General features: G+C 67.9%; 23 protein-coding genes and 1 tRNA gene. 18 read left to right on the top strand and 6 right to left on the bottom strand.

What is annotated here, in order from left to right; genetic code table 11:
- Positions 1-11: 11 nt before the first annotated feature.
- Positions 12-536, top strand: a complete 525-nt coding sequence (locus AB0F17_RS07695; RefSeq protein WP_358017941.1) for a hypothetical protein — start codon at positions 12-14, stop codon at positions 534-536.
- Complete coding sequence (locus AB0F17_RS07690; RefSeq protein WP_358017938.1) at positions 529-1,083, top strand: hypothetical protein; 555 nt, start codon at positions 529-531, stop codon at positions 1,081-1,083. The genes AB0F17_RS07695 and AB0F17_RS07690 overlap by 8 nt, the downstream gene beginning before the upstream one ends.
- Before the next feature lie 75 nt (positions 1,084-1,158).
- Here the strand turns inward: AB0F17_RS07690 and AB0F17_RS07685 are convergent, their stop codons facing one another.
- Positions 1,159-2,085, bottom strand: a complete 927-nt coding sequence (locus tag AB0F17_RS07685; protein WP_358017935.1) for a LysR family transcriptional regulator — start codon at positions 2,083-2,085, stop codon at positions 1,159-1,161.
- Between the two features lie 220 nt (positions 2,086-2,305).
- Between AB0F17_RS07685 and AB0F17_RS07680 the strand changes: the two genes are divergently transcribed.
- The 4 genes from AB0F17_RS07680 to AB0F17_RS07665 are packed head-to-tail and all read left to right on the top strand — an operon-like array spanning position 2,306 to position 5,957.
- Complete coding sequence (locus AB0F17_RS07680; protein WP_358017932.1) at positions 2,306-3,193, top strand: ABC transporter substrate-binding protein; 888 nt, start codon at positions 2,306-2,308, stop codon at positions 3,191-3,193.
- Positions 3,190-4,041 carry an amino acid ABC transporter permease gene (locus AB0F17_RS07675; protein ID WP_358017929.1) on the top strand — a complete coding sequence of 284 codons (852 nt, stop codon included), beginning with the start codon at positions 3,190-3,192 and terminating at the stop codon, positions 4,039-4,041. Before AB0F17_RS07680 ends, AB0F17_RS07675 begins: the two co-directional genes overlap by 4 nt.
- The gene (locus tag AB0F17_RS07670; protein ID WP_358017926.1) at positions 4,038-4,802 is read left to right on the top strand and encodes an amino acid ABC transporter ATP-binding protein; all 765 of its coding nucleotides are present in this window, start codon (positions 4,038-4,040) and stop codon (positions 4,800-4,802) included. The genes AB0F17_RS07675 and AB0F17_RS07670 overlap by 4 nt, the downstream gene beginning before the upstream one ends.
- A gap of 21 nt (positions 4,803-4,823) precedes the next feature.
- Positions 4,824-5,957 carry an FAD-binding oxidoreductase gene (locus AB0F17_RS07665; RefSeq protein WP_358017923.1) on the top strand — a complete coding sequence of 378 codons (1,134 nt, stop codon included), beginning with the start codon at positions 4,824-4,826 and terminating at the stop codon, positions 5,955-5,957.
- 9 nt (positions 5,958-5,966) lie between these two features.
- Here the strand turns inward: AB0F17_RS07665 and AB0F17_RS07660 are convergent, their stop codons facing one another.
- Entirely contained in the window at positions 5,967-7,262 is a 1,296-nt protein-coding gene (locus tag AB0F17_RS07660) for a cellulose binding domain-containing protein (protein WP_358017920.1), read from the bottom strand.
- Positions 7,263-7,524: 262 nt separating this feature from the next.
- Here AB0F17_RS07660 and AB0F17_RS07655 point away from each other — a divergent pair, with 262 nt between their 5' ends.
- From AB0F17_RS07655 to AB0F17_RS07640, 4 genes are all read left to right on the top strand, one after another.
- Positions 7,525-8,154, top strand: a complete 630-nt coding sequence (locus AB0F17_RS07655) for a TetR family transcriptional regulator (protein ID WP_358017917.1) — start codon at positions 7,525-7,527, stop codon at positions 8,152-8,154.
- Positions 8,155-8,236: 82 nt separating this feature from the next.
- Entirely contained in the window at positions 8,237-9,799 is a 1,563-nt protein-coding gene (locus AB0F17_RS07650; protein WP_358017914.1) for an FAD-dependent oxidoreductase, read from the top strand.
- A gap of 58 nt (positions 9,800-9,857) precedes the next feature.
- A complete protein-coding gene (locus tag AB0F17_RS07645; RefSeq protein WP_358017911.1) occupies positions 9,858-10,439 on the top strand; it encodes an aldo/keto reductase in 582 nt (193 codons plus the stop codon).
- Positions 10,440-10,545: 106 nt separating this feature from the next.
- Positions 10,546-11,028: a cupin domain-containing protein gene (locus tag AB0F17_RS07640; protein ID WP_358017908.1), complete on the top strand. Its 483-nt coding sequence runs from the start codon at positions 10,546-10,548 to the stop codon at positions 11,026-11,028.
- Here the strand turns inward: AB0F17_RS07640 and AB0F17_RS07635 are convergent.
- Positions 11,000-11,467 carry a helix-turn-helix domain-containing protein gene (locus tag AB0F17_RS07635; RefSeq protein ID WP_358017905.1) on the bottom strand — a complete coding sequence of 156 codons (468 nt, stop codon included), beginning with the start codon at positions 11,465-11,467 and terminating at the stop codon, positions 11,000-11,002. The genes AB0F17_RS07640 and AB0F17_RS07635 overlap by 29 nt on opposite strands.
- Positions 11,468-11,976: 509 nt before the next feature.
- Between AB0F17_RS07635 and AB0F17_RS07630 the strand changes: the two genes are divergently transcribed.
- The 6 genes from AB0F17_RS07630 to AB0F17_RS07605 all read left to right on the top strand — a co-directional run bounded on the left by AB0F17_RS07630 (position 11,977) and on the right by AB0F17_RS07605 (position 15,171).
- Positions 11,977-12,050: transfer RNA gene (locus AB0F17_RS07630), tRNA-Pro, on the top strand.
- A 60-nt stretch (positions 12,051-12,110) separates the two neighbouring features.
- Positions 12,111-13,097, top strand: a complete 987-nt coding sequence (locus tag AB0F17_RS07625; protein WP_358017902.1) for a group I intron-associated PD-(D/E)XK endonuclease — start codon at positions 12,111-12,113, stop codon at positions 13,095-13,097.
- 113 nt (positions 13,098-13,210) lie between these two features.
- The gene (locus AB0F17_RS07620; protein ID WP_358017899.1) at positions 13,211-13,636 is read left to right on the top strand and encodes a hypothetical protein; all 426 of its coding nucleotides are present in this window, start codon (positions 13,211-13,213) and stop codon (positions 13,634-13,636) included.
- Positions 13,637-13,705: 69 nt separating this feature from the next.
- Complete coding sequence (locus AB0F17_RS07615; protein WP_358017896.1) at positions 13,706-14,251, top strand: hypothetical protein; 546 nt, start codon at positions 13,706-13,708, stop codon at positions 14,249-14,251.
- A 5-nt stretch (positions 14,252-14,256) separates the two neighbouring features.
- Positions 14,257-14,970, top strand: a complete 714-nt coding sequence (locus AB0F17_RS07610) for a hypothetical protein (RefSeq protein WP_358017893.1) — start codon at positions 14,257-14,259, stop codon at positions 14,968-14,970.
- A 6-nt stretch (positions 14,971-14,976) separates the two neighbouring features.
- Entirely contained in the window at positions 14,977-15,171 is a 195-nt protein-coding gene (locus tag AB0F17_RS07605; protein WP_358017890.1) for a hypothetical protein, read from the top strand.
- Positions 15,172-15,245: 74 nt separating this feature from the next.
- On the opposite strand, the gene AB0F17_RS07600 is transcribed toward AB0F17_RS07605, so the two are convergent.
- Together AB0F17_RS07600 and AB0F17_RS07595 are read right to left on the bottom strand one after the other, a co-directional pair.
- The gene (locus tag AB0F17_RS07600) at positions 15,246-15,602 is read right to left on the bottom strand and encodes an ATP-binding protein (RefSeq protein ID WP_358017887.1); all 357 of its coding nucleotides are present in this window, start codon (positions 15,600-15,602) and stop codon (positions 15,246-15,248) included.
- Positions 15,603-15,674: 72 nt separating this feature from the next.
- On the bottom strand, positions 15,675-16,445 hold the full coding sequence (locus tag AB0F17_RS07595) for a SigB/SigF/SigG family RNA polymerase sigma factor (protein WP_358017884.1): 771 nt from the start codon (positions 16,443-16,445) through the stop codon (positions 15,675-15,677).
- A 176-nt stretch (positions 16,446-16,621) separates the two neighbouring features.
- Here AB0F17_RS07595 and AB0F17_RS07590 point away from each other — a divergent pair, with 176 nt between their 5' ends.
- Complete coding sequence (locus AB0F17_RS07590) at positions 16,622-16,978, top strand: STAS domain-containing protein (protein ID WP_358019271.1); 357 nt, start codon at positions 16,622-16,624, stop codon at positions 16,976-16,978.
- Between the two features lie 13 nt (positions 16,979-16,991).
- On the opposite strand, the gene AB0F17_RS07585 is transcribed toward AB0F17_RS07590, so the two are convergent.
- Complete coding sequence (locus tag AB0F17_RS07585; protein ID WP_358017881.1) at positions 16,992-17,651, bottom strand: GAF and ANTAR domain-containing protein; 660 nt, start codon at positions 17,649-17,651, stop codon at positions 16,992-16,994.
- A gap of 118 nt (positions 17,652-17,769) precedes the next feature.
- Between AB0F17_RS07585 and AB0F17_RS07580 the strand changes: the two genes are divergently transcribed.
- Complete coding sequence (locus tag AB0F17_RS07580) at positions 17,770-19,602, top strand: SpoIIE family protein phosphatase (protein ID WP_358017878.1); 1,833 nt, start codon at positions 17,770-17,772, stop codon at positions 19,600-19,602.
- The last annotated feature ends 13 nt before the right edge of the window (positions 19,603-19,615 follow it).

Raw genomic sequence — 19,615 nt, 5'->3', positions numbered from 1 at the left:
AAAGGACGGCTATGGCATTCGCGGTGGCGCGGACGAGGGACGAGGCGCATCTCTACCTCGACCTGCACCCGTGCGTGTGCGGGTCGGCGGAGACGACCTGGCACAGTGGGCTGGTCAGCGTCGAGGACGAGCTGGTCAACCGCTACACGGGCACGTGCGAGGAGTGCGAAACCGCGCGGGAGTACCTGTTCGGGCTGCCCGAGCGGCCGGTGATGCCCACGGGCTACCCGACGTTCGGCGGGCCGGAGCCGTCGGAGCTGCTCGACGCGGGTGAGTGGCTGTGGGTGGCCGACCTGAGCGCGGGCAACGTACCCGTGGACGACCGGGCCGAGGCCCGGCGGGCGCTGCGGGTCGCGACCGCGGCCGTCGAGGAGGTCATCAAGTTCGCGCCGCCCGGCGCGGACGCCGTGCCCGACGACGGGTTCTGGTCCGAGCGCGGGCAGCGGATGCGGGCGGCCGAGCCCGGCCGGTTCCAGCTCGACCGGCTGCTGGTCGTCAAGGACACCTACCAGGACCTGGCGGCCGGTCATGCCTGAGCGCGGCCTGGGCCGTTCACTGGTGGAGGCGTACGTCTACCTCGACCTGGTGGCCCACGACGGCGCGCCGGGGGCGTCGCGGCGGGCGACGCTCGCCCGGGAACCGGACGGGATCGTGGTCGGCCTCGGCGCTCTGGAGATCCTCGTCCCCTACGAGGCCGAGATCGGCGCGCGGGAGGAGGGCGCGATCTTCGGCTCCGGGCTCTCCGAGCTGATCGACCCCGGTCAGTGGATCCTCATCGCCGCGACGTACACGAGCAGGGCGCTGGAGGGCGCGCTCTTCTACGCCGCCGATCCGTCCGGCGACCACAGCTACGACAACGTCGAAGCCGACTGGAGCTTCGCCGCGGCCGCCGTGGAAGAGGCGCTGAAGTTCTTCCCGCCGGGCGCGGCCGAGCTGCCCCCCGACGCTTTCTGGACCGAGTCGGGCAGGTCGGTAGCCGAGTCCGCGCCTGACCGGCTGACCAGACGGAAGCTGGAGAGCGACCTCGCCCTCTACCGCCGGAGCCTGGACGATTTCCGCCGGCTGCACGCCGAGCCGGAGTAGGCGCCGCCCGCCGGGCGGTGGCGGTGGTGCGGAAACCGACGGACAACGGGTGCGGAGACCGACGGACGACGAGAGTTATACGGCGACGGGGAGGTCCGTGCGCCGATGCAGGACTTCGGCGGCGCTGATGAGCATGTTCGTCGTGTGGCCGAGCAGCGGGTTCGGGTCGGTGGCGCGGCTCACGGTGAAGACCCGGCGGATGTGGGAGGGGTCGCCGAGCCGGAACACGCACACGTCGTGCGACTCGATCATCGCCAGCTCCGGCACGATCGCCACCCCCAGCCCCTTGCGGACGAGCTCGAAGGGCAGGTTGTAGTCGTTGGTGCGGAACAGCACGTCGGGGTCGAAGCCGCTGGCCGCGCAGATGTGCGACAGGTTGAGTGAGGCGTCCATCCCCTCGGTGTAGGAGATCCATCGTTCGGCGGACAGCTCGCCGAACTGGATGCGCTTCCTGGCGGCCAGCCGATGGCCGGTCGGCACGAGCACGTACAGCGGCTCCTCCATGATCAACGTCATGTTCAGGTCCTTCGGCCAGCTGTGCGGCACCATGCCGTACTCGAAGACCACGGCCAGGTCGAGCCGCCCCTCGTTCACCGCTGGAATGGTCCTGGCCGGATCGCCTTCCTCGTAGCGAATGTCCACGTTGGGACGGTCGCGGAGAAACTCGGCCAGTACGGCGGGCACCAGCCGGAATCCGGCGGACCAGAAGCTGCCGAGCCGCAATCTGCCCCGGTGGGCGCCGGCGAAGGACCGCATCTCCTCCTCCGCCGCCTCGAGGTCGGCCAGCAACCTGGCGGCCTTGCGGGCCAGCTCGGCCCCCGCCGCGGTGGGCCGGATGCTGCGCGGCAGGCGCTCGAACAGTTGGACACCCAGGGTCCGCTCCAGCGAGGAGACCTGCTGCGAGATCGCCGACGGGGTGAATCCGAGGCGCTTGGCGGCGGTCCTGAGCGAACCGGTGGCGACCACTTCACGGATGGCCTGCAACTGGACCGGAGTAAGCATCGCTCCAACTTAACAGTCCGGCGACTTGCATCACCAGACTGCGATCCATCTTGAGGCAAGACGATCGCCGGTTGGCTGGTGAGATCGAGAAAAAGGATAAGCGAGACTGAACAGTATGTGCATAAATAAGCACGCTCGCTCACCTTGCCGTATCTAAACGGACCCCAATATTGGTGTTTACGGAACGTAGCACTGAGCCCGAGAGGGGGTGTCCTGCTCCATGCGGTTCACCCAAGCAGCCGCCGCATTCGGCCTGGCGGGACTCTTGTCCCTGACCGCTTGTTCCGGAGGTGGCGCCTCCCAGGCGGCCGCCCCGGCGCAGCAGAAGAGTCAAGAGCTCCACGATCTTCTACCCGACAAGATCAAGAAAGGTGGCACGCTCAACGTCGCGGCGGGCCACAACTACCCACCGCTGGTCTTCCTCGACACCGACAACAAGTCGGTCATCGGCCTGGAACCCGAGCTGATGAAGGCCGTCGGCCAGGTGCTCGGCGTCGAAGTGACGTTCAACCAGGCCAGCTTCGACAGCCTCATCGCCGGTGTGCAGGCCCGCCGTTATGACCTGGCCATCCAGGCGATGCTCGACAAGCCGGAACGCCGCGAGAAGGTCACCTTCGTCGACTACTTCAAGACCAGCAGTTCGCTGCTGGTCCAGGACAAGGACGCTCAGGCGATCAAGTCGCTCGACGATCTCTGCGGCAAGACGGCGGCCGTCGAGCAGGGCACCGCCCAGGCCGACGACGCCGAGCAGCAGAACAAGAAGTGCACGGCGGCGGGCAAGCCCGCGGTCAAGGTGCTGGTGTTCCCCGACACGGTCGGCTGCCTGCAGGCCGTCTCCACCGGCCGGGCCAACGCCTTCATCGGCGGCACACCCACCATCAGCTACCAGGCCACCCAATCCGGTGGCCGGATGAAGCAGGTGGGTCAGCCTTACCGCTTCCTCCCGTACGGGATCCTCGTCAACAAGGAGGATCAGAACCTGGCCAAGGCCGTGCAACAGGCGATGCAGAAGCTGATGGACAACGGCTCCTACGCCAAGATCTTCGCCAAGTGGAAGATGGAGTCGGGCGCCCTCGACAAAGCCGTGATCAACGGCGGCGGGTCGTGATCACGACCCGGCAGACCGTACAACCGAACGCGCGGGCGCGGATCCAGGCCGTCCCGCTCCGTCATCCGGGGCGCTGGGTGGGCGCGGGCGTCCTCGGCTTCCTGGCGATCTTCCTGGTGCAGGGGTGGCTGGCCAACCCGCGCATGGAGTGGAAGGTGGTCGGCGAGTACCTCTTCGCTCCCGCGGTCCTGAGCGGGCTCGCCACCACGCTGCTGCTCACAGTGCTCGCCATGGTCGTCGGCGTCGCGGGCGGCGTCGTCCTCGCCGTGCTGCGCATGTCGCCCAACCCCTTGCTGGCGGGGCTGAGCGGGTTCTACATCTGGATCTTCCGCGGTGTGCCGCTGCTGGTGCAGCTGTTGTTCTGGTACTTCCTGTCCGCGGTGGTGCCGACGATCGGACTCGGTGTGCCCTGGGGGCCGACGTTCGTGGAGTTCGACACCAACCTGATCATCACCCAGCTCACCGCGGCGGTGCTGGGCCTCGGCCTGCACGAGGCGGCCTACATGGGCGAGATCGTGCGGGCCGGCATCGCCTCCGTCGACCCCGGCCAGACGGAGGCGGCCCACGCCCTGGGCCTGACCCGCTTCCAGACCCTGCGCAAGGTCGTTCTTCCGCAGGCCATGCGGGTCATCATCCCGCCGACGGGCAACCAGGTGGTCTCCATGCTGAAGACCACCTCCCTCGTCTTCGCCATCGCCGTACCAGAGCTCCTGACCTCGATCCAGGGCATCTACGCCAGGAACTTCCAGCAGGTCCCCCTGCTCACGGTGGCCTGCTTCTGGTACCTCGTGGCGACGACCGTACTGAACGCCGGACAGCACTACATCGAACGCAGGTTCAGCCGATGAAGACCCTCATCCGCGCGGAAGGCGTGCACAAACGTTTCGGAACGCTCGACGTGCTCAAAGGCATCGACCTGGAGGTCGCGGAGGGAGAGGTGCTGGCCCTGATCGGCCCGTCGGGGTCCGGCAAGTCCACCTTCCTGCGCTGCATCAACCACCTCGAACGCATCGACGCCGGCCGCCTCTACTTCCGCGACCGCCTGATCGGCTACGAGGAGCGCGGCGGGAAGGTCTACGAACTGCCGGACAAGGCGATCGCCGCCCAGCGGGTGGACATCGGGATGGTCTTCCAGCGCTTCAACCTCTTCCCGCACATGACCGCGCTCGAGAACATCATGATGGCGCCGATCATGGCCAAGCGGGAGCCGAAGGCGGAGGTACGCGAGCGCGCCCACGCCCTGCTGACCAGAGTGGGACTGGCCGACAAGGCGCACAGCCGCCCCGACCAGCTCTCCGGGGGCCAGCAGCAGCGCGTCGCCATCGCCCGTGCCCTGGCGATGCGGCCCGGTCTCATGCTGTTCGACGAGCCGACCTCGGCCCTCGACCCCGAGCTCGTGGGCGAGGTCCTGGACGTCATGCGCGACCTGGTGCGTACGGACGGCATGACGATGATCATCGTCACCCATGAGATGGGATTCGCCCGCGAGGTGTGCGACGCCATCGTCTTCATGGACGACGGGATCGTCGTGGAATCCGGGCCCCCCGGCACCGTGCTCGGCGAACCCCGGCACGAGCGCACCCGGGCATTCCTCAGCAAGGTTCTCTGACCCCGAAGGAAAGATATCCACGTGTCCCGCGTCATCGTTCTCGGCGCCGGAGTGCTCGGTGCCTCCGTCGCCTACCACCTGGCCGTCGCAGGGGCTCAGGTCGTCGTCATCGAAGCCGGCGGCCCCGCCGCGGGAACCTCCAGCGCGACCTTTTCCATGGACGTCACCCATCTGAAGACCCCACGCACCTACTACGAGCTGAACCGCGCCAGCGCCGCCCTGCACGCCACGCTGGCCGAGGAACTCGAGGGCCCGTCGTGGTGGCACCCCATGCCCGCCATCCAGTGGGGTGACAGCGAGGAGAGTCGGCGAGGGCTCAGGGAGCGGGCCGTCCGCCTCAAATCCTGGGGACATCCCTGCCGCATCGCCGACCCGTCCGAGCTGCGCGAACTCGCCCCCGCCGTCGACCCCGCGGCGTGTACGGCGAGCGAACTCGTCATCCACGACCAGAGCGCGTGGTACGACGCCCCGCTCTTCGTTCAGCGCCTGCTCGATCGCGCCGCCACGCTCGGCGCCGACATCAGGTACGGCCTGCGGGCACAGGCGCTGATCCGCCGTGGCGGCACCGTCACCGGCGTCGAGACCGGTACGCGACGCTGGGAAGCCGACTGGGTGGTCAACTGCACCGGCCCGGACGCCGACCGCATCGCGGTGCTCGCCGGCACCGACCTCCCCATGACCCGGATCCCCGGTCTGGTGGGAGAGAGCACCCCCATCCCCGGACTCCGGCTCGACGCGATCCTGGCCACGCCGCAGGTCGACCTGCGCCCCGCCCCCGGAGACCGGATCTGCTCCATCTCCTGGCCCGTCGACGCGCTGCTCCCCGGTCAGAGCGACGACGCCCTGGCGGAACGGTTGCACGCCGGTGGCCAGCGGATCCTTCCCGCGCTGCGCACCGCCCGGTTGGCCGGCGTCCGTCTCGGTGTCCGGCCCGTGCCGGCGGACGGCCTGCCGCTGGTGGGCACGCACCCCGGCGCCCCCGGCCTCTATCACCTGGTCACCCACAGCGGCGTCAACCTCGCCCCCGAACTCGGCCGCCTCGCGGCTCAGGAGATCACCAGCGGCGACGGTCCCGACCTCGCCCCCTACCGCGTCACCCGCGACATCGCGACCTCCGTGAAGGACGAAAGCCTGACCCTCATGACCACGAGCTGAGTCTCTGCCTCAAGAACAGGTGATGTTGGTCGGGCCGGGCGTGGACGGGCCGTTGGCCTGGAAGCCGAAGGTGGCCGACGCGCCCGGCGCCAGGCTGGTGGCCCAGCTCGGCGCCTTGATCGTCCATGTGGTGCCCGACGACGTGATGGTGGAGCTCCAGGCGTTGGTCAGGGTCACGCCGGACGGCATGGTCCACGTGACCGTCCAGTTGTTCCAGGTCGCGGTCCCCGTGTTCCGCACGGTGACGTTGGTCGTGAAGCCGCCCTGCCAGACGTTGGCGACCTGGTAGTTCACGCCACAGGGGAGACCGGTGCCACCTGTGGGCGTGGGGGTGACTGTGGGGGTCACCGTGGGCGTGGCGGTCGGGCCGGTTGAGGTGGTGTAGCTGACCTTGGTGTAGGGCGTGCCGCATATCGTGCCGCAGGAGGACGGAAGCGTGAAGCTGTACACGCGGCCGCCGTTGATCAGCGTGTCCGTGACGTCTCGCACCCGGATCTGGAACTGGTTGGCCCCCGACGTGGTCCCGCCGATGATGTAGGACTGGCCCATGTCGCCGTTCATCTGGGCCGTCTGCCACGCTCCGTTGGCGAAGTACTCGACGCCGTGAATGCCGTTGGCCAGGTGCGAGACGGAGATCGCGGGCCACCAGACCTGGGCGGACTGCAGGAACCCGATGTTGATGTCGCCGCTGTAGTTGGGCGCGGGGATGAACGACCAGGTGACGTGCCGGTTGTTCCAGTGGCCGGGATACATGTCCCCGACCCCGGCGCCGTTCTTCACGAACCGGTTGAGTGAGTCCTTGGCCAGGTCCAGATGGTAGGGATCGTCGCGGCACCAGGCGTTGGAGTCGCCGCAACTGTCGGCGACCAGCATGGTCAGCTTCGCGCCGTTGTAGGCGTCGGCGACCCAGGAGCCGTTGCGGCAGAACGACTGATTCTGCGCGCCGTCGTTGGCGCCCGTACAGAAATCGCTGATCTCTACCTGTACGTAGCGGCCGCAGTTCAGGCCGTTGTTCCACAACCCGGCCTTGCTGAGGTTGGCTCCCGTCAACGGCCGGGGGTAGAAGGTGTAATCACCGGGCGTGTTGTAGACGTTGAGCGCGACGAAGTCTTGTGAGTCGAGGTTCGCCTGGGGCACTCCGCAGCCGCCGTACGGCATGCCGAGCCCGTCGAAATAGGTGGCGTTGCCCGTCACAGGGCCGGGCGGGTCGCTGACCGCGCCGGCGGACTGTTCCGTCAAGGGCATCAGGGCGCACAGCGCGACCAGGAAACCGGGAAGCAGGATGGCGAGTAACCGGCGACTCATCGGACTCCCAAGGCAGAAAGGTTCGACACGAACCTCCCCGCAGAGTGCTGGCCGGTCAAGCAGGGACGCGGGTGAACTGGGCAAACACTCCAAAATTACTGAAACTTTCATCAACTCCCCGAAAACATCGGGGGAGAGGCGTGAGCCGCGTCGCGAGACGCGAGGCGGCCGGATCGGTCCGACGGTCAGATTTCATCTCCTTGAATGATCTTGCCAAAACGGCATTTTTGCATTTTTGGCAAGATCCGCTACGCTGGTCGACATGACGGCTGACGGGAATGTCGGTATCGGGCTGCGGGAGCGCAAGAAGCGGGAGACCCGGCTTGCGCTGAGCCAGGCCACGATCCGCCTGTGCGTCGAGCGCGGGTGGAGCAACGTGACGGTGGAGGACATCGCCGCGGCGGCGAACGTGTCCGTGCGCACCTTTCGTAACTATTTCTCGAGCAAGGCCGAGGCGATTGCCGCCAGCCACCTGGAACGCGCGCTGCGGCTCGCCGACGAACTACGAGCGCGGCCGGTCGATGAGCAGCTATGGGACTCGATCGTGAGCGCGGTCCAGGCCCAGCTCGCATCGGGGGAGGGCAACGGTGGCGGGTCTCCCCACGACCGGCGATGGCAGGACGGGCTCCGGCTCCTACTGACCGAGCCGGCGCTACAGGGCGAGGTCCTCAAGGCGGACGCGGCCGCGAAGGATGAGCTGGCCAAGGCGATCGCCGAGCGCACCGGCACCGACGTGGCACATGACGTCTACCCGAAACTGGTCGCCGCGGTGGTCAGCGCGGGCAGTGCCGTGGCCGTGGAGCACGTCCTGAGCGCCGATCGGCCGATTCCGCTCGCGCCGCTGCTGCGCGAGGTGTTCGACCAGCTCACCGCGGGTCTACCCGTCCCGTAAGAACCCGCGCGAACCCCTCCCAACCTGGCCATTGCCGGGTCGATTCCTCCTGCTCTTTTTCCGTGCGAACTTAGGAGTACACGTGATCACAGATGTCGTCATCGCCGGCGGCGGTCCGAACGGGCTGATGCTGGCCTGCGAACTGAGCCTGGCCGGGGTCCGGCCGATCGTGCTGGAGCGGCTACCGGAGCCGAGCGAGGAACCGAAAGCGAACGGACTGCTCGGCCAGGTCGTGAAAATGCTCGACCGCCGCGGCCTGTACGAACGTCTCAGCGGTAGCCCGGGACCGCCGCGGCCGAACTCCGCGTACTTCATGTTCGGCGCGATGGGCCTGGACCTGAGCCTGCTGGAGAACAGCCCCATCTATGCCCTTCCGGTACCGCAGCTCCGCATTGTGCAGGTCCTGCAGGAGCGCGCCATCGAGCTGGGCGTGGAGATCCGGCGAGGACACGAGGTCGTCGGCCTGTCGCAGGACGACGACGCGGTCACCATCGACGTCGCGAGTCCGGGTGGGGCGTACCAGTCGCGGGCCCGGTATCTCATCGGTGCGGATGGAGCCCACAGCACCACGCGCAAGCTCTCCGGCATCGAGTTCCCCGGCATCACCTACGACCGGATGACTGTCCGCTCAGGGCACGCGACGATCCCGCCGAACTGGGTCGATCCCGCGACCGGTGCGCTGAACGTGCCCGGCTATGGCGCTGTTCTGCCGTTCCTGCCCCACCGCACCGAGCACGGAGGGTTCTCCTACGCGCCGATGCCCGGCCACCCGCCGCTGGTCACCACCACAGAGTGGGACCAGCCCGCGACCGACGCGCCGATGAGCCTCGAGGAGTTGGGGGCGAGCATCCGCCGCGTGCTCGGCGTCGACGTGCCACTGGGTCCGCCCGACGGCGAAGGGCCGCACGCGCTGCGCCGGCTGACCGGGGGTAACACCCGGGTCGCCGAACGGTTCGCCGACGGCCGGGTGTTCCTGATCGGTGACGCCGCCCACGTGTACTCCGCCACCGGGGGCGGACCCGGACTCAACCTCGGTCTGCAGGACGCGATCAACCTCGGCTGGAAACTCGCCGCCGAGCTCCGGGGAAGCGCCCCGCCCGGACTGCTGGACAGCTACGAGACCGAGCGGCGATCGGCCGCCCACCGCATGGTCCTGAACGCGCGGGCACAGTCCGCCCTGATCGCCCCCGGCAGCGACGTCACCGGACTGCGCGACCTGTTCACCGAACTGCTCCGCGACCCGAACACCGTCCAGCGCCTGGCCGAACTCACCGCGGGCGCCGACGTCCGCTACGACATGGGCGAACCCGAGGCGCACCCACTGACCGGCCGGTTCGCCCCGGACCTGGAACTGCGCACCCCGGCCGGCCCGGTCCGGCTGGCCGAGCTGACCAGAACCGCACGCCCTCTGCTGCTGGACCTGACCGAAGACACATCGCTCGCCGAGACGCTCGCCCCATGGCAAGACCACGTCGATATCGTCACCGCACGCCCCCAGACCTCCGCGCCCACAGCTCTGCTCCTTCGACCGGACTGCTACGTGGCCTGGGCATCGGCATCACCTCATCCAGATCCAGCGGAGCTGGACGCACTCCGGGCAGCCTTGCGGCGGTGGTTCGGTGTCATCGAACCCGCCCGCGTCTGAGGACCAAGGCATTACCCCCTGCATGTCCGACCCGCACAACCACACACGGAGGCCCCCGATGCGTGCCTTCGGTGTCACCTACGACACCGGCTTCCTGTCTTCCGGAACCACCACCCACGAGCCCTTCGCCCCGGACACGGTGCGCCGCGAAATGCAGATCATCCACGACGAACTGAACTGCGACGCGATCCGCTTCACCGGCATGTCAGGGGATCTGCCCAACCTTCCGGAGCACATCGCGACCGGGGCGTTCGACGTTTTCCTCCTCCCTTACTCAGCGCTCGACCGCTCCCACGAGGAACTCATCACCGCCGCCGCGACAGCCGGCGCGGGAACGATCGCTCGCGGCTCAGTCGCCCGCCCGCTCGTGGCTCCGTCCGAGGCCATGCCGGAGCCGATGCGCCGGCCGCTCGCCGACCGCCACGCGCGGCTCGCCGCCGCCGGCCTGGACGATCTGGCGGAAGGCGCCTCGACGATGGAACTCCTGCTCCGCTTCATCCTCGGTCACCGAGATCTGCACTCGGTTATCGTCGGCTCGACCGATGCCGCGCACGTGCAGTCCAATGTCGCAGCCGCCCAGAAGGGCCCGCTCCCGGCAGACGTGTACGACGCGCTGCGGGATCGCCTCAGCCAGACGTAGGAGTTCTGCCCACATGTGGCCTCACCCCGGCGGGTTACCTTGGGATAACACGGTCACTAAATAGTGCGGTCTATCTACGGCGGATATTCTGGCTCATACTCTGCTCATGACGATCATCAATAATATGAAGTACGTCCCCTTTCCAGACGACCCGCACAACTACAAGCCCAACTCGCGTTATTCAATGGTGCTCGACGGGGCCCGGCCGGACGGGGCCTATGTCAAGGATTTGGTGCTGAATTTCGAGCTCCTCGCGCCCGGCGAGGTAATTCCGGTGCACGAGCACACCAACGAGGAGGTCCTGATCGTCGACGACGGCGAGGCGGAGGCTTTCTACGACGGCGAGTGGCAGCCGGTGGGGCCGGGGTCGGTGATCTTGGTGCCGCCGGGCATCGCCCATGGCTTCCGCAACACCTCTGGCGGTGTGCTCAGACTGCACGCCGTGTTCGGCGGCCACGTGGTCGGCACCCGGCTCCTGGAGCGGAGCCCGGCCCCCGGCACCGAACATGAGCCGCTGCCTCCGCCGTCCCTGCTGGACTTCCGGAGATTTGCGGACGAGGTCATCCCTTCCCTTCCGGAAGAGGGCTGACTGTCTCGGCCTGATAGTCGTAAGTGGTGCGGGCAGTCTCGATCTCGTCGAGATTGCTCTCCGCCCATGTGACGAAAGTGCCGGTGAGGGCGAGAAGTGTCCGGCCCATGGGGGTGAGCGAGTAGTCCACGCGGGGCGGCATGACCGCGTACATGGTCCGCGAAACGATGCCGTCGCGCTGCAACTCGCGCAGGGTGACCGTCAACATGCGGTGGCTGATGCCGTCGATGCCGCGCTTGAGTTCGGTGAACCGCTTGGTGCCCTCATCGAGCTGGTAGATCACGGATAGCGACCACTTGTCCGCCACCCGGTCCAGGATCTCGCGCGCCCTGCACGCGGCTGGCGTGTGGTCGGCGGGAGCCGGTGAGTCCATGGAACGCCTCCAGAAAGTCGAGCCGATCACACGATCATGCGCTCTTCGCAGCGTGATCTGCACCATGGGCATTGCGATGGGGGACACGTGCACGGGCATTACCAGTCGATCACCTGTATTGCGCGCCCGATGGGGCCTGTCTCTGTGGCCTGCAGCAACGTCCGGTCCTCCAGGCAGGAAGATCACCAACGGCGGGGAGCAGTCCAAACCCGAAGTCTCGCCATAGGCGTTAACGATGCCCTCAGCCAAGCCTTGGCTCCGCGGGGCACCTGGACGCTGACGCGCTCGATACCGCCGACCCCATCAGTCCGTCGGCGACCGTGGCCAACCCGCGCATGTCCCGGCGTCTACCTCATCCAAGGACTGGGATCGGCGTTTCACCCCCTTCCCGGGCCGGCGTCGAGTGGCCGCGCAGGCGGTTGCTCGTAACCGTCAATCGGCACGGGCTCCCTCCTGCTGTCAACGGCCACCGACCTCTCTGGTCCTCACAAGAGTTGGCGCGGAGGGGTCCGCCGCTCGTGATAGTCTTCATCACGCAAGGACGCGCGGGGCTAAAGATTCCGCAAAGGACTTGACGGGACGTAGCGCAGCTTGGTAGCGCACCTGACTGGGGGTCAGGGGGTCGCAGGTTCAAATCCTGTCGTCCCGACATTTCTGGCATTTGCCCGACCACTGTTAAAGGGTGGTCGGGTTTTATTATTCTTGGGCCGTGTCGGCTCTCACCCATAAAAATACTCGCAAGGACGCGCTGCGATGGAACGACAGCGAACTGGCATCCGCTGTCATAACCGCACATAGCTGGGCCGAGGTGGCGAGAATCCTCGGCTACAGTCCTACTGGGAGTGCCTCCAGGAAGATCATGCAGGAGCGCGCCACCGAACTCGGCATCGATAGCTCGCACTTCGTTGCCCAGCCCGGCCGTCCCCGTAAGTTGCCACCGACAGACCTGCTCGCCGGTCAATTTCATCCACCGTGGGGAGACGACGAACTCCGTACGGCCGTGGCAGTGGCGACTTCGTGGCGAGGAGTGTCCCGGTCCCTGGGCATATCGTCCAAGGGTGGTCGACAGTTTCGAGTCCTCAAAGACCGCATCAAGGCCCTTGGCCTGGATGTGTCCCATTTCAAGGGAACTCGACGCTGGAGTCCCTCGCAACTGAGCCAGGCCCTGGAAGGAGCCGGCGATTGGGATGCGGTGACTCAGGCCCTCGGCGTCGCCGACAACCGGCAGAATCGCACCACCATTCTGCGTCATGCCGACCGCCTGGATATACCCACGGCACACATGCAGGACGAGCCCAAGCCTGCCACGCTCGGTCAAAGTCACCTCAGCCATCTGCGTGCGGCCGCGCCCACCATTGCCGCCGCCTGGTTCATTCTTCGCGGCCATATCCCTTCGATGCCGCTCGAAGCGAAGCCGTACGATCTCCTCGTGGACACTGGGGTTTCCGTTCAACGCGTGCAGATCAAGACGTGCATGGCGAGCAAGGGTGACGTGACGATCGCCTACAGGCTGTCGGGTACGACGAAGGGTGCGCTAGTCCCGTACGACGCATCGGACGTCGAGCAGTTCTTCATTCTCGACGGCGATCTCAACATCTATCTCATCCCCATCGAAATTGTGACGGGAAAGCTGCGAATTTCACTCAAGAAGTATCAGCGCTTCCGCGTCGGATCCGCTCGCAGCCTCATTGAATAACCGCGATTTGGAACAACGCGGCGGATGGCTGCGAGCCGCCAGCGGGGTGGGGTGCCATAGCCTGGGCGCACATCAGAACCGCACGTGTACTCAGCAGGAGGCAGGAGGGGCTCGTGGGGCGCAGGCCGACCGTCGATCGGGGTGAGCTGGCTCGGCTCGTCGCTGAGGGGATGAGTGTGCACGAGTTGGCCGCGCACTTCGGGGTGAGCGAGTCCGGGGTGTTGCAGGCCAAGCGGGCCGCGGGCCTGGCCAAGCCGATGCTCGATCACAGCCGGGCCGTACCGTGGAAGCTGGAGCGCGGGCACGTGCAGTCCGGGCCCGCCACGAACCTGCGGAACCTGTCCGCCGCCGCGCAGGGGAAGCCGCCGGCGGCCGAGCGGTTGAACACCGCCCTGCGGTGGGCGCAGCGGCTTGTCGATGCCGGGCTGGACGTCGATTACGACAGCGTGAGCGGGTTCAGGGAGGTCGCGGCGGCCCCTGGTGGCTCTCACGTCGCAACGGTGCTCGAAAGCGCCAGGAAAGCGATGGAAGGCCGCTGACGCCGGCGTTTCGGACGTTCGCAGGAGGGCAGTCGCTGGTCTCGACAATAGAGACCGGAGGCGAACATCATGTCCACCTTTATCTGGGTGGTCGTCGTCGTGGTCGCGGTGGTGGCCCTTGCCGCAGTCGGCTACGTGGTGTTGCAGCAGCAGCGCCACAGCCGTCTCCGCGCACGTTTCGGCCCCGAGTACGAACGTCTGATGGCTGAGCACGACAGCAGGCGCGACACGGAGCAGGAGTTGCTCGCCCGTGAGCAGCGCCACTCCGAGCTGGACATCCGGCCCCTGCCGGAGGAGTCGCGTGACAGCTACGCCACCCGGTGGACCGAGGTGCAGGAGCGCTTCGTCGACGCCCCGGGGTTCTCGGTGACCGAAGCCGACCAGCTGGTCACGGCGGTCATGGCCGAGCGGGGCTACCCGACGGACGACTTCGAGCAGCGGCTGTCCGACCTGTCCGTCGGGCACGCGGCCACCCTGGACCACTACCGGACAGCCCACGAGATCAGCGGGCGCGCCGCCAGGAAGGAGGCCTCCACCGAGGACCTCCGCCAGGCGATGGTGCACTACCGCGCGCTCTTCGAGGAACTCCTGCAAGAGACCACGCGAGGACGGTGACAGATATGACGAGCGACGAGCTCAAAGTGCCGTCGCAACGGGCGGACCATGCCAACGACGAGGACGAGCGCGAGGACAACCCTTCACGCGAGCACCTCGACGGGCGCGCCTCGGGCGGCGGGTACGGCCCGGCGGACGACTTCCGTACCGACGCTCTTTCCGAAGGGGACGACCTCCGCGCGAACGACACCCCCACGGCCGACCTCACCAGAGACGACAAGAACCGCCACCACGAGCCGTACGCCCCGACGGGCGGCGACATGCTGGCGGACCCCGAGCCGAGCCTGGGCGCGGACCCGGCACACGCCGAGCCCGAGTCCGAGTACGACGATGAACAGGGCGATGAACAGGACGACGAACAGAACGACGTACGCGAGCTCGTGGCTGTGGACGGCGCGCCGTCCCACGCGGCGCCTCCCGAGTCCGTCATCCTGTTCGACCAGGACCCGGCCGAGGTGCAGGCCCGCTGGCGCGAACTGCAGACCTCGTTCGTGGACGACCCCGGCGACTCCGTCCAGCGGGCCGAGGGGCTCGTTGACGAGGTTGTCGAGGCGCTGACCAGCAGCCTGACGGCCCGCACCGGCGAGCTGCGCGACCGCTGGAAGGGCGCCGGCGACACCGAGCAGCTACGGCTGGCTCTGCGCGAGTACCGAGTCGTGCTGGAGCGCCTGCTCACCCTGTCAGCTCATGAATCCGGCTCGGCCCACGAAACGAGGTAACGGGACATGCTGGCGATAGTCGCGGCGATCATTTTCGGTCTGGGTTTCCTGCTCGACCTGCTGAACGTACGCATCGGGTCGGGGATCTCGGGCACGACGTTCATGCTGCTCGGTCTCACGCTGCTGGCGCTGCACCAGGCCGGCATCGGTACGGGCAGCGTCAAGAGTTACGGCGGCTGGCGGGGCCGCACCCGTCGATAGTCAGGCAGACGAAGCACATCAGACAGACGCGCGGCGCACTCGGTCACGAGGCGCCGCGCGTACATGTCACGAGTTCAGGTCTTGCTGGGGAAACGCATGGTGACCGTGCTGCCCTCGCCGCCGACCCGCAGTGACAGGTCGGAGGAGAGCAGGCGGGCCACCCAGAGTCCCATCCCGCCCACGGAGCCGGGCATCGGCCCGGGCTTCCAGGTGCCTTCGTCGTGTACCTCGACCACCAGCTCGCCGTTGTGTACCCAGGTGCGGAGCTGCGCGTCGACCGTGCCGTGCGTGACGGCATTGGTGGCCACCTCGTTGACGGCGATGACGAAATCGCCCACCGCCTCCTCCGCCATGCCCACCCCTCGGGCCTCGGACGCGGCGAACTGCCGGACCCGTGGCAGGTCCGGCAGCCGGAAGCTCAGCTCTTTCACGGGCGCGCCAGGTGGCGGACTGATGGAGCCCGCCTGAGGATCGACATCCCCGTTCACCCGGTAACCGCCTTATCAGCCGACTAGCTCACTACGTAGCTGGTCCAGCACTTTACGGAGGATTCGCGATACATGCATCTGAGAGATGCCGAACTCTGCCGCTATTTCGGCTTGAGTCATGTTCCCAAAGAAACGAAGGAGCAGGATGTGCTTCTCCCGCGACGGGAGAGCGTCGATCAGCGGCTTGACCGCCTCCCGATCGACCATCTTGCTCAGCGTGTCGTCGTCCTCCGGGATGATGTCGCCGAGCGAGGCGGCGTCGTCGTCGGTCCCGAGCGGCGCGTCGAGCGACAGCGTGCTGTAGGCGGCGGAGGCGTCGAGCGTGAGCAGGACGTCCTCCTCGCTGATGTTCATCTTCGCGGCCAGCTCGGCCACGGTGGGGGAGCGGCCGAGGTCCTGGCTGAGGTCGGCGACGAGCCGGTTCAGCTCGGAGCGGCGCTCCTGGTAGAGGCGCGGCACCCGGATGGCCCAGGTGCGGTCGCGGAAGTGGCGCTTGACCTCGCCGGTCATCGTGACGACGGCGTACCCCCTGAAGGCGTGGCCGAGGGTGGGGTCGAAGCCGTTGATGGCCTTCATCAGGCCGACGTACGCGGCCTGCAGGAGATCCTCCATGGGCTCGCCGCGGTAGCGGTAGCGCCTGGCGATCTCCATGGCGAGCGCGCGGTGCATTTCGACGATGCGTTCCCGCAGGCGTTCCCTGTGGCTGCCGGGAGTGGCTTCGCTGACCATTTCGGCCAGCAGTTCTTCGGCGGTCAACTCCTCGAGGACGTATTCCTGTACAGCCATCGCTGCTCCTCATATGGGTCGCAGGGCGGCCTCCACCTGCAAAAAAAGCCCAGGCAGAGGCGTGCCTCGCTCTACATCCGAGACGGAAGCCCTCTGCTGGACTTCGGATCCAGTGTCCCCCCAAACGGCGGAAGTATTCCTCCTTCGCGTGGTGACAGTAAGGTTGCCCCGTGACAATGCCGGAGAACGGCGAAGGGGCGGTGACAGCCCTGCGCCTTACGTCGTCGACCGTGGACGAGATCACGGTGATCAAGGTTGACGGCATACTCGACGCCACGACGCGCGAGCAGTTCGCCGACTACCTCTCCATGGCGGGCTCCGAGCTGATCCTGGACCTGTCCGGGGTGACGTTCATGGACTCGCGCGCGCTCGGCCTGATCGTCCACCATTGGCAGACCAGCCTGGCGTCGGGGGCCAGGTTCGCGCTGGTCGGCGTGGAATATTCGAAGTCGAAGGTGATGTGGATCACTGGGCTCGCGCAGCGGCTGCCGCTGTACGACACGCTCGACGACGCCTTGGCCGCCATTGGCTGAGCGCGATCCGACATCACTTGCGGCGGGATTTCTTCTGATGCTCCTCGACCAGGAGCCTGGCCAGATCCGCCACCTTGACCTGATGGTGCTGTGAGATCCGGCGCAGTTCCTCGAAGGCGGCCTCGGCCGAGCATCCGCTGGTCTTCATGATGATGCCCTTGGCCTGGTCGATCACCGATCGTCCGGCCAGGGCCTCGTGGAGCTGGGCGGCGTCGGTACGCGCTTCCTCGAAGTCCCAGAGGTTGGCCATGGCCACGCCCACCTGCTCGGTCAGCATGTCGGCCAGCGCCTGTGCGGCCTGCGGGGAGAAGGCGGACGGCCGTACCGAATACAGGCCGATGACCAGCAGGGCGGGGTCGAGCCGGATCGGCACGGCCAGCACCGAGCGCACGCCCCAGCGGGCGGCGAGCGGGGCGTAGCGCGGCCAGCGCGAGTCGCTCAGCACGTCCGTCACGACCACGCGGCCGCCGGTCAGCCGGGCCTCGGTCGACGGGCCCTCGCCGATGTCGCGCTCGCCTTCGATCAGCATGATCAGCTCGCTGTGCGAGCCCGACACCAGCACCCGCTGGTCGCGCCAGTGCTCGGCGGAGCCGCCCGAGCAGCCGGGCACTCCGTCGGCGAGCGCGGTCGTCAGGCCGCGCAGCACACTTTCCGTGGAATTGTCTTCGCCCAACCGCCCGAGAGTCGCCAGGTTACGGGCAAGTCCGGGGGTGATCATCGCCGTTGATTTCATAGCAAGCAAGCCCTACCCCTTATGGCTAGCATTATCCAGCGTGGCGTAGCGTCAGAGGATGACCATGCCCGGCCTCGAACATGCCCTGGACGCTCTGTCCGGACGTGTTTCCTCCCTGCGCGAGGCGCGGGCGGCCTACCCCTCCGACCTGGCGCCGACTCTGGACGCCGCGCTGGCGGAGCTCGACACCGCAGCCGAGTTGCTCGCCGAGGCGCGCGAAGCACTCAGCAACGCCTCCAAACGGCAGGGCGGCAAGAAGGACGGGACCCAGCGGGAGCTGAAGCTGCTGCGCCAGGTCTACCGGGCCTTCCCCGTGCCGGTGATCGTGCTCGACGGCGGCGGCGTCGTCAGGCGGATCAACCCCGAGACCTCGCGGATGCTGGGCAGCCCCGACGGCTACCTGGTCGGCCGGTCGTTCCCGCTGCTGGTGGACGTGTCGCGGCGGGCGGCGTTCCGCTCGCACCTGACGTCGGTGCTGCAGACCGGGCAGCCGGCGGCGTTCGAGTCGCGGCTGGCGCACCAGGGCAGGACGCACACGGTCCAGGTGGCGCTGACCCGCCTGACGATGCCCGGCGAGCCGCAGCAGATGGTGGCGGCCGTGGCGCTGCCGACCGAGGTACAACTGCCCGAGCCGGGCGCGCGGCGGCCCGAGCAGTCGGACGGCGCGCTGCTGCTGGCGGCGGCCAAGCGCCAGGACCTGCTGGCCACGATGACCACGCTGCTGCTGGACGAGGAGGCGCTGAGGCAGCCGGTGGCGCTGCCGAGGGCGACCCGGCTGCTGGCGGCCGGCTGGGCCGACTGGGTGATCGCCGACGTGGTGCGTGACGGGCTGACCCGCCGCGCGGCCGTGGTGGCGCCCAAGGACCACCCGCTGGGCGATCTGGTACGGCAGGTCGAGTCCGCCGCCCCGGCCGCGAGCCAGGTGGTGACCCAGGTGCTGGAGCGCGGCTCCGGCGTGGTGCACGAGATGGTCGACGACGAGACGCTGCTGGGGTTCTGCGCCGACGGGCCGCTGCTGACCGCGATGGGCGCGGGCTCGATGCTGTGCGTGCCCATCGGCCGGGCCGACGGCGTGCTGACGCTGATCAGGGCGCACGACCGGCCGCCGTTCACGCTGGCCGACCTCGGGGTCATGCAGGAGGTCGGACTCCAGCTCGGGCTCGCGCTGCGTGCGCAGAGCAGTTTCCAGAGCCGTGCACGGGCCGCCGACGCGCTGTCGGCGACCGTCGCGCCGCGTAACCTGCCGGATGTGCCCGGGTACGAGGCCGCCGCGATCTACAACCCCGGCGCGTCGGTCGGCGCCGAGTTCTACGACGTGTTCCCCGTCGCGGACGGCTGGGCGTTCGCGCTCGGCGGCGCCGCGGGCAAGGGTGAGGAGGCGGCGTCGGTCAGCGCGATGGTCAGGGGCGGGGTGCGGGTGCTCAGCGTCTGGGAGTCCGATCCCGACGTGGTGCTGTGCAAGGTGAACGAGGCCCTGGTGTCGCAGGGCACCGGCATGTTCGTGATGGTGGTGGCCGGGTTCGTGCGGGGCCGCAGGATCCGCCTGTCGTCCGCGGGGCACCATCCGGCCGCGCTGCTGCTGCCCGACGGGAGCGTCCGTTTCGCCGCGGGTGGCGGCGTGCCGCTGGGCATCTCGCCGGAGGCCGAGACCGAGGCCGAGGAGCTCAACGTCGGGGTGGGTGAGACGCTGCTGCTCTACTCCGAGGGGGTGATCTCCTCCAGGAACGAGGTCGGCGAGCCGTACGGGGAGGAGCGGCTGGCCGACGTGCTGGGCAGATGCGCGGGTCAGGCGCCGACGACGATCGTGAAGGCGGTCGAGGCGGACCGGCACGCGTTCTCCAGTGGGCAGGTTTGGGATGAGATCGTGGTGCTGGCTCTCCGTGGTGTCTGATCTGCGGGGGTTT

The organism is Nonomuraea sp. NPDC026600, from assembly GCF_040638335.1.
Taxonomy (GTDB): domain Bacteria; phylum Actinomycetota; class Actinomycetes; order Streptosporangiales; family Streptosporangiaceae; genus Nonomuraea.
The sequence above is the reverse complement of the archived record's forward strand: the minus strand, read 5'-3'. Positions and strand labels throughout refer to the sequence as shown.

Excerpts from the sequence above, each read along its gene's own strand:
- AB0F17_RS07695 (WP_358017941.1), top strand. The coding sequence starts at position 12 with ATGGCATTCGCGGTGGCGCGGACGAGGGACGAGGCGCATCTCTACCTC.
- AB0F17_RS07690 (WP_358017938.1), top strand. The coding sequence starts at position 529 with ATGCCTGAGCGCGGCCTGGGCCGTTCACTGGTGGAGGCGTACGTCTAC.
- AB0F17_RS07685 (WP_358017935.1), bottom strand. The coding sequence starts at position 2,085 with ATGCTTACTCCGGTCCAGTTGCAGGCCATCCGTGAAGTGGTCGCCACC.
- AB0F17_RS07680 (WP_358017932.1), top strand. The coding sequence starts at position 2,306 with ATGCGGTTCACCCAAGCAGCCGCCGCATTCGGCCTGGCGGGACTCTTG.
- AB0F17_RS07670 (WP_358017926.1), top strand. The coding sequence starts at position 4,038 with ATGAAGACCCTCATCCGCGCGGAAGGCGTGCACAAACGTTTCGGAACG.
- AB0F17_RS07660 (WP_358017920.1), bottom strand. The coding sequence starts at position 7,262 with ATGAGTCGCCGGTTACTCGCCATCCTGCTTCCCGGTTTCCTGGTCGCG.
- AB0F17_RS07655 (WP_358017917.1), top strand. The coding sequence starts at position 7,525 with ATGACGGCTGACGGGAATGTCGGTATCGGGCTGCGGGAGCGCAAGAAG.
- AB0F17_RS07645 (WP_358017911.1), top strand. The coding sequence starts at position 9,858 with ATGCGTGCCTTCGGTGTCACCTACGACACCGGCTTCCTGTCTTCCGGA.
- AB0F17_RS07640 (WP_358017908.1), top strand. The coding sequence starts at position 10,546 with ATGACGATCATCAATAATATGAAGTACGTCCCCTTTCCAGACGACCCG.
- AB0F17_RS07635 (WP_358017905.1), bottom strand. The coding sequence starts at position 11,467 with ATGGTGCAGATCACGCTGCGAAGAGCGCATGATCGTGTGATCGGCTCG.
- AB0F17_RS07615 (WP_358017896.1), top strand. The coding sequence starts at position 13,706 with ATGTCCACCTTTATCTGGGTGGTCGTCGTCGTGGTCGCGGTGGTGGCC.
- AB0F17_RS07610 (WP_358017893.1), top strand. The coding sequence starts at position 14,257 with ATGACGAGCGACGAGCTCAAAGTGCCGTCGCAACGGGCGGACCATGCC.
- AB0F17_RS07605 (WP_358017890.1), top strand. The coding sequence starts at position 14,977 with ATGCTGGCGATAGTCGCGGCGATCATTTTCGGTCTGGGTTTCCTGCTC.
- AB0F17_RS07595 (WP_358017884.1), bottom strand. The coding sequence starts at position 16,445 with ATGGCTGTACAGGAATACGTCCTCGAGGAGTTGACCGCCGAAGAACTG.
- AB0F17_RS07590 (WP_358019271.1), top strand. The coding sequence starts at position 16,622 with ATGCCGGAGAACGGCGAAGGGGCGGTGACAGCCCTGCGCCTTACGTCG.
- AB0F17_RS07580 (WP_358017878.1), top strand. The coding sequence starts at position 17,770 with ATGACCATGCCCGGCCTCGAACATGCCCTGGACGCTCTGTCCGGACGT.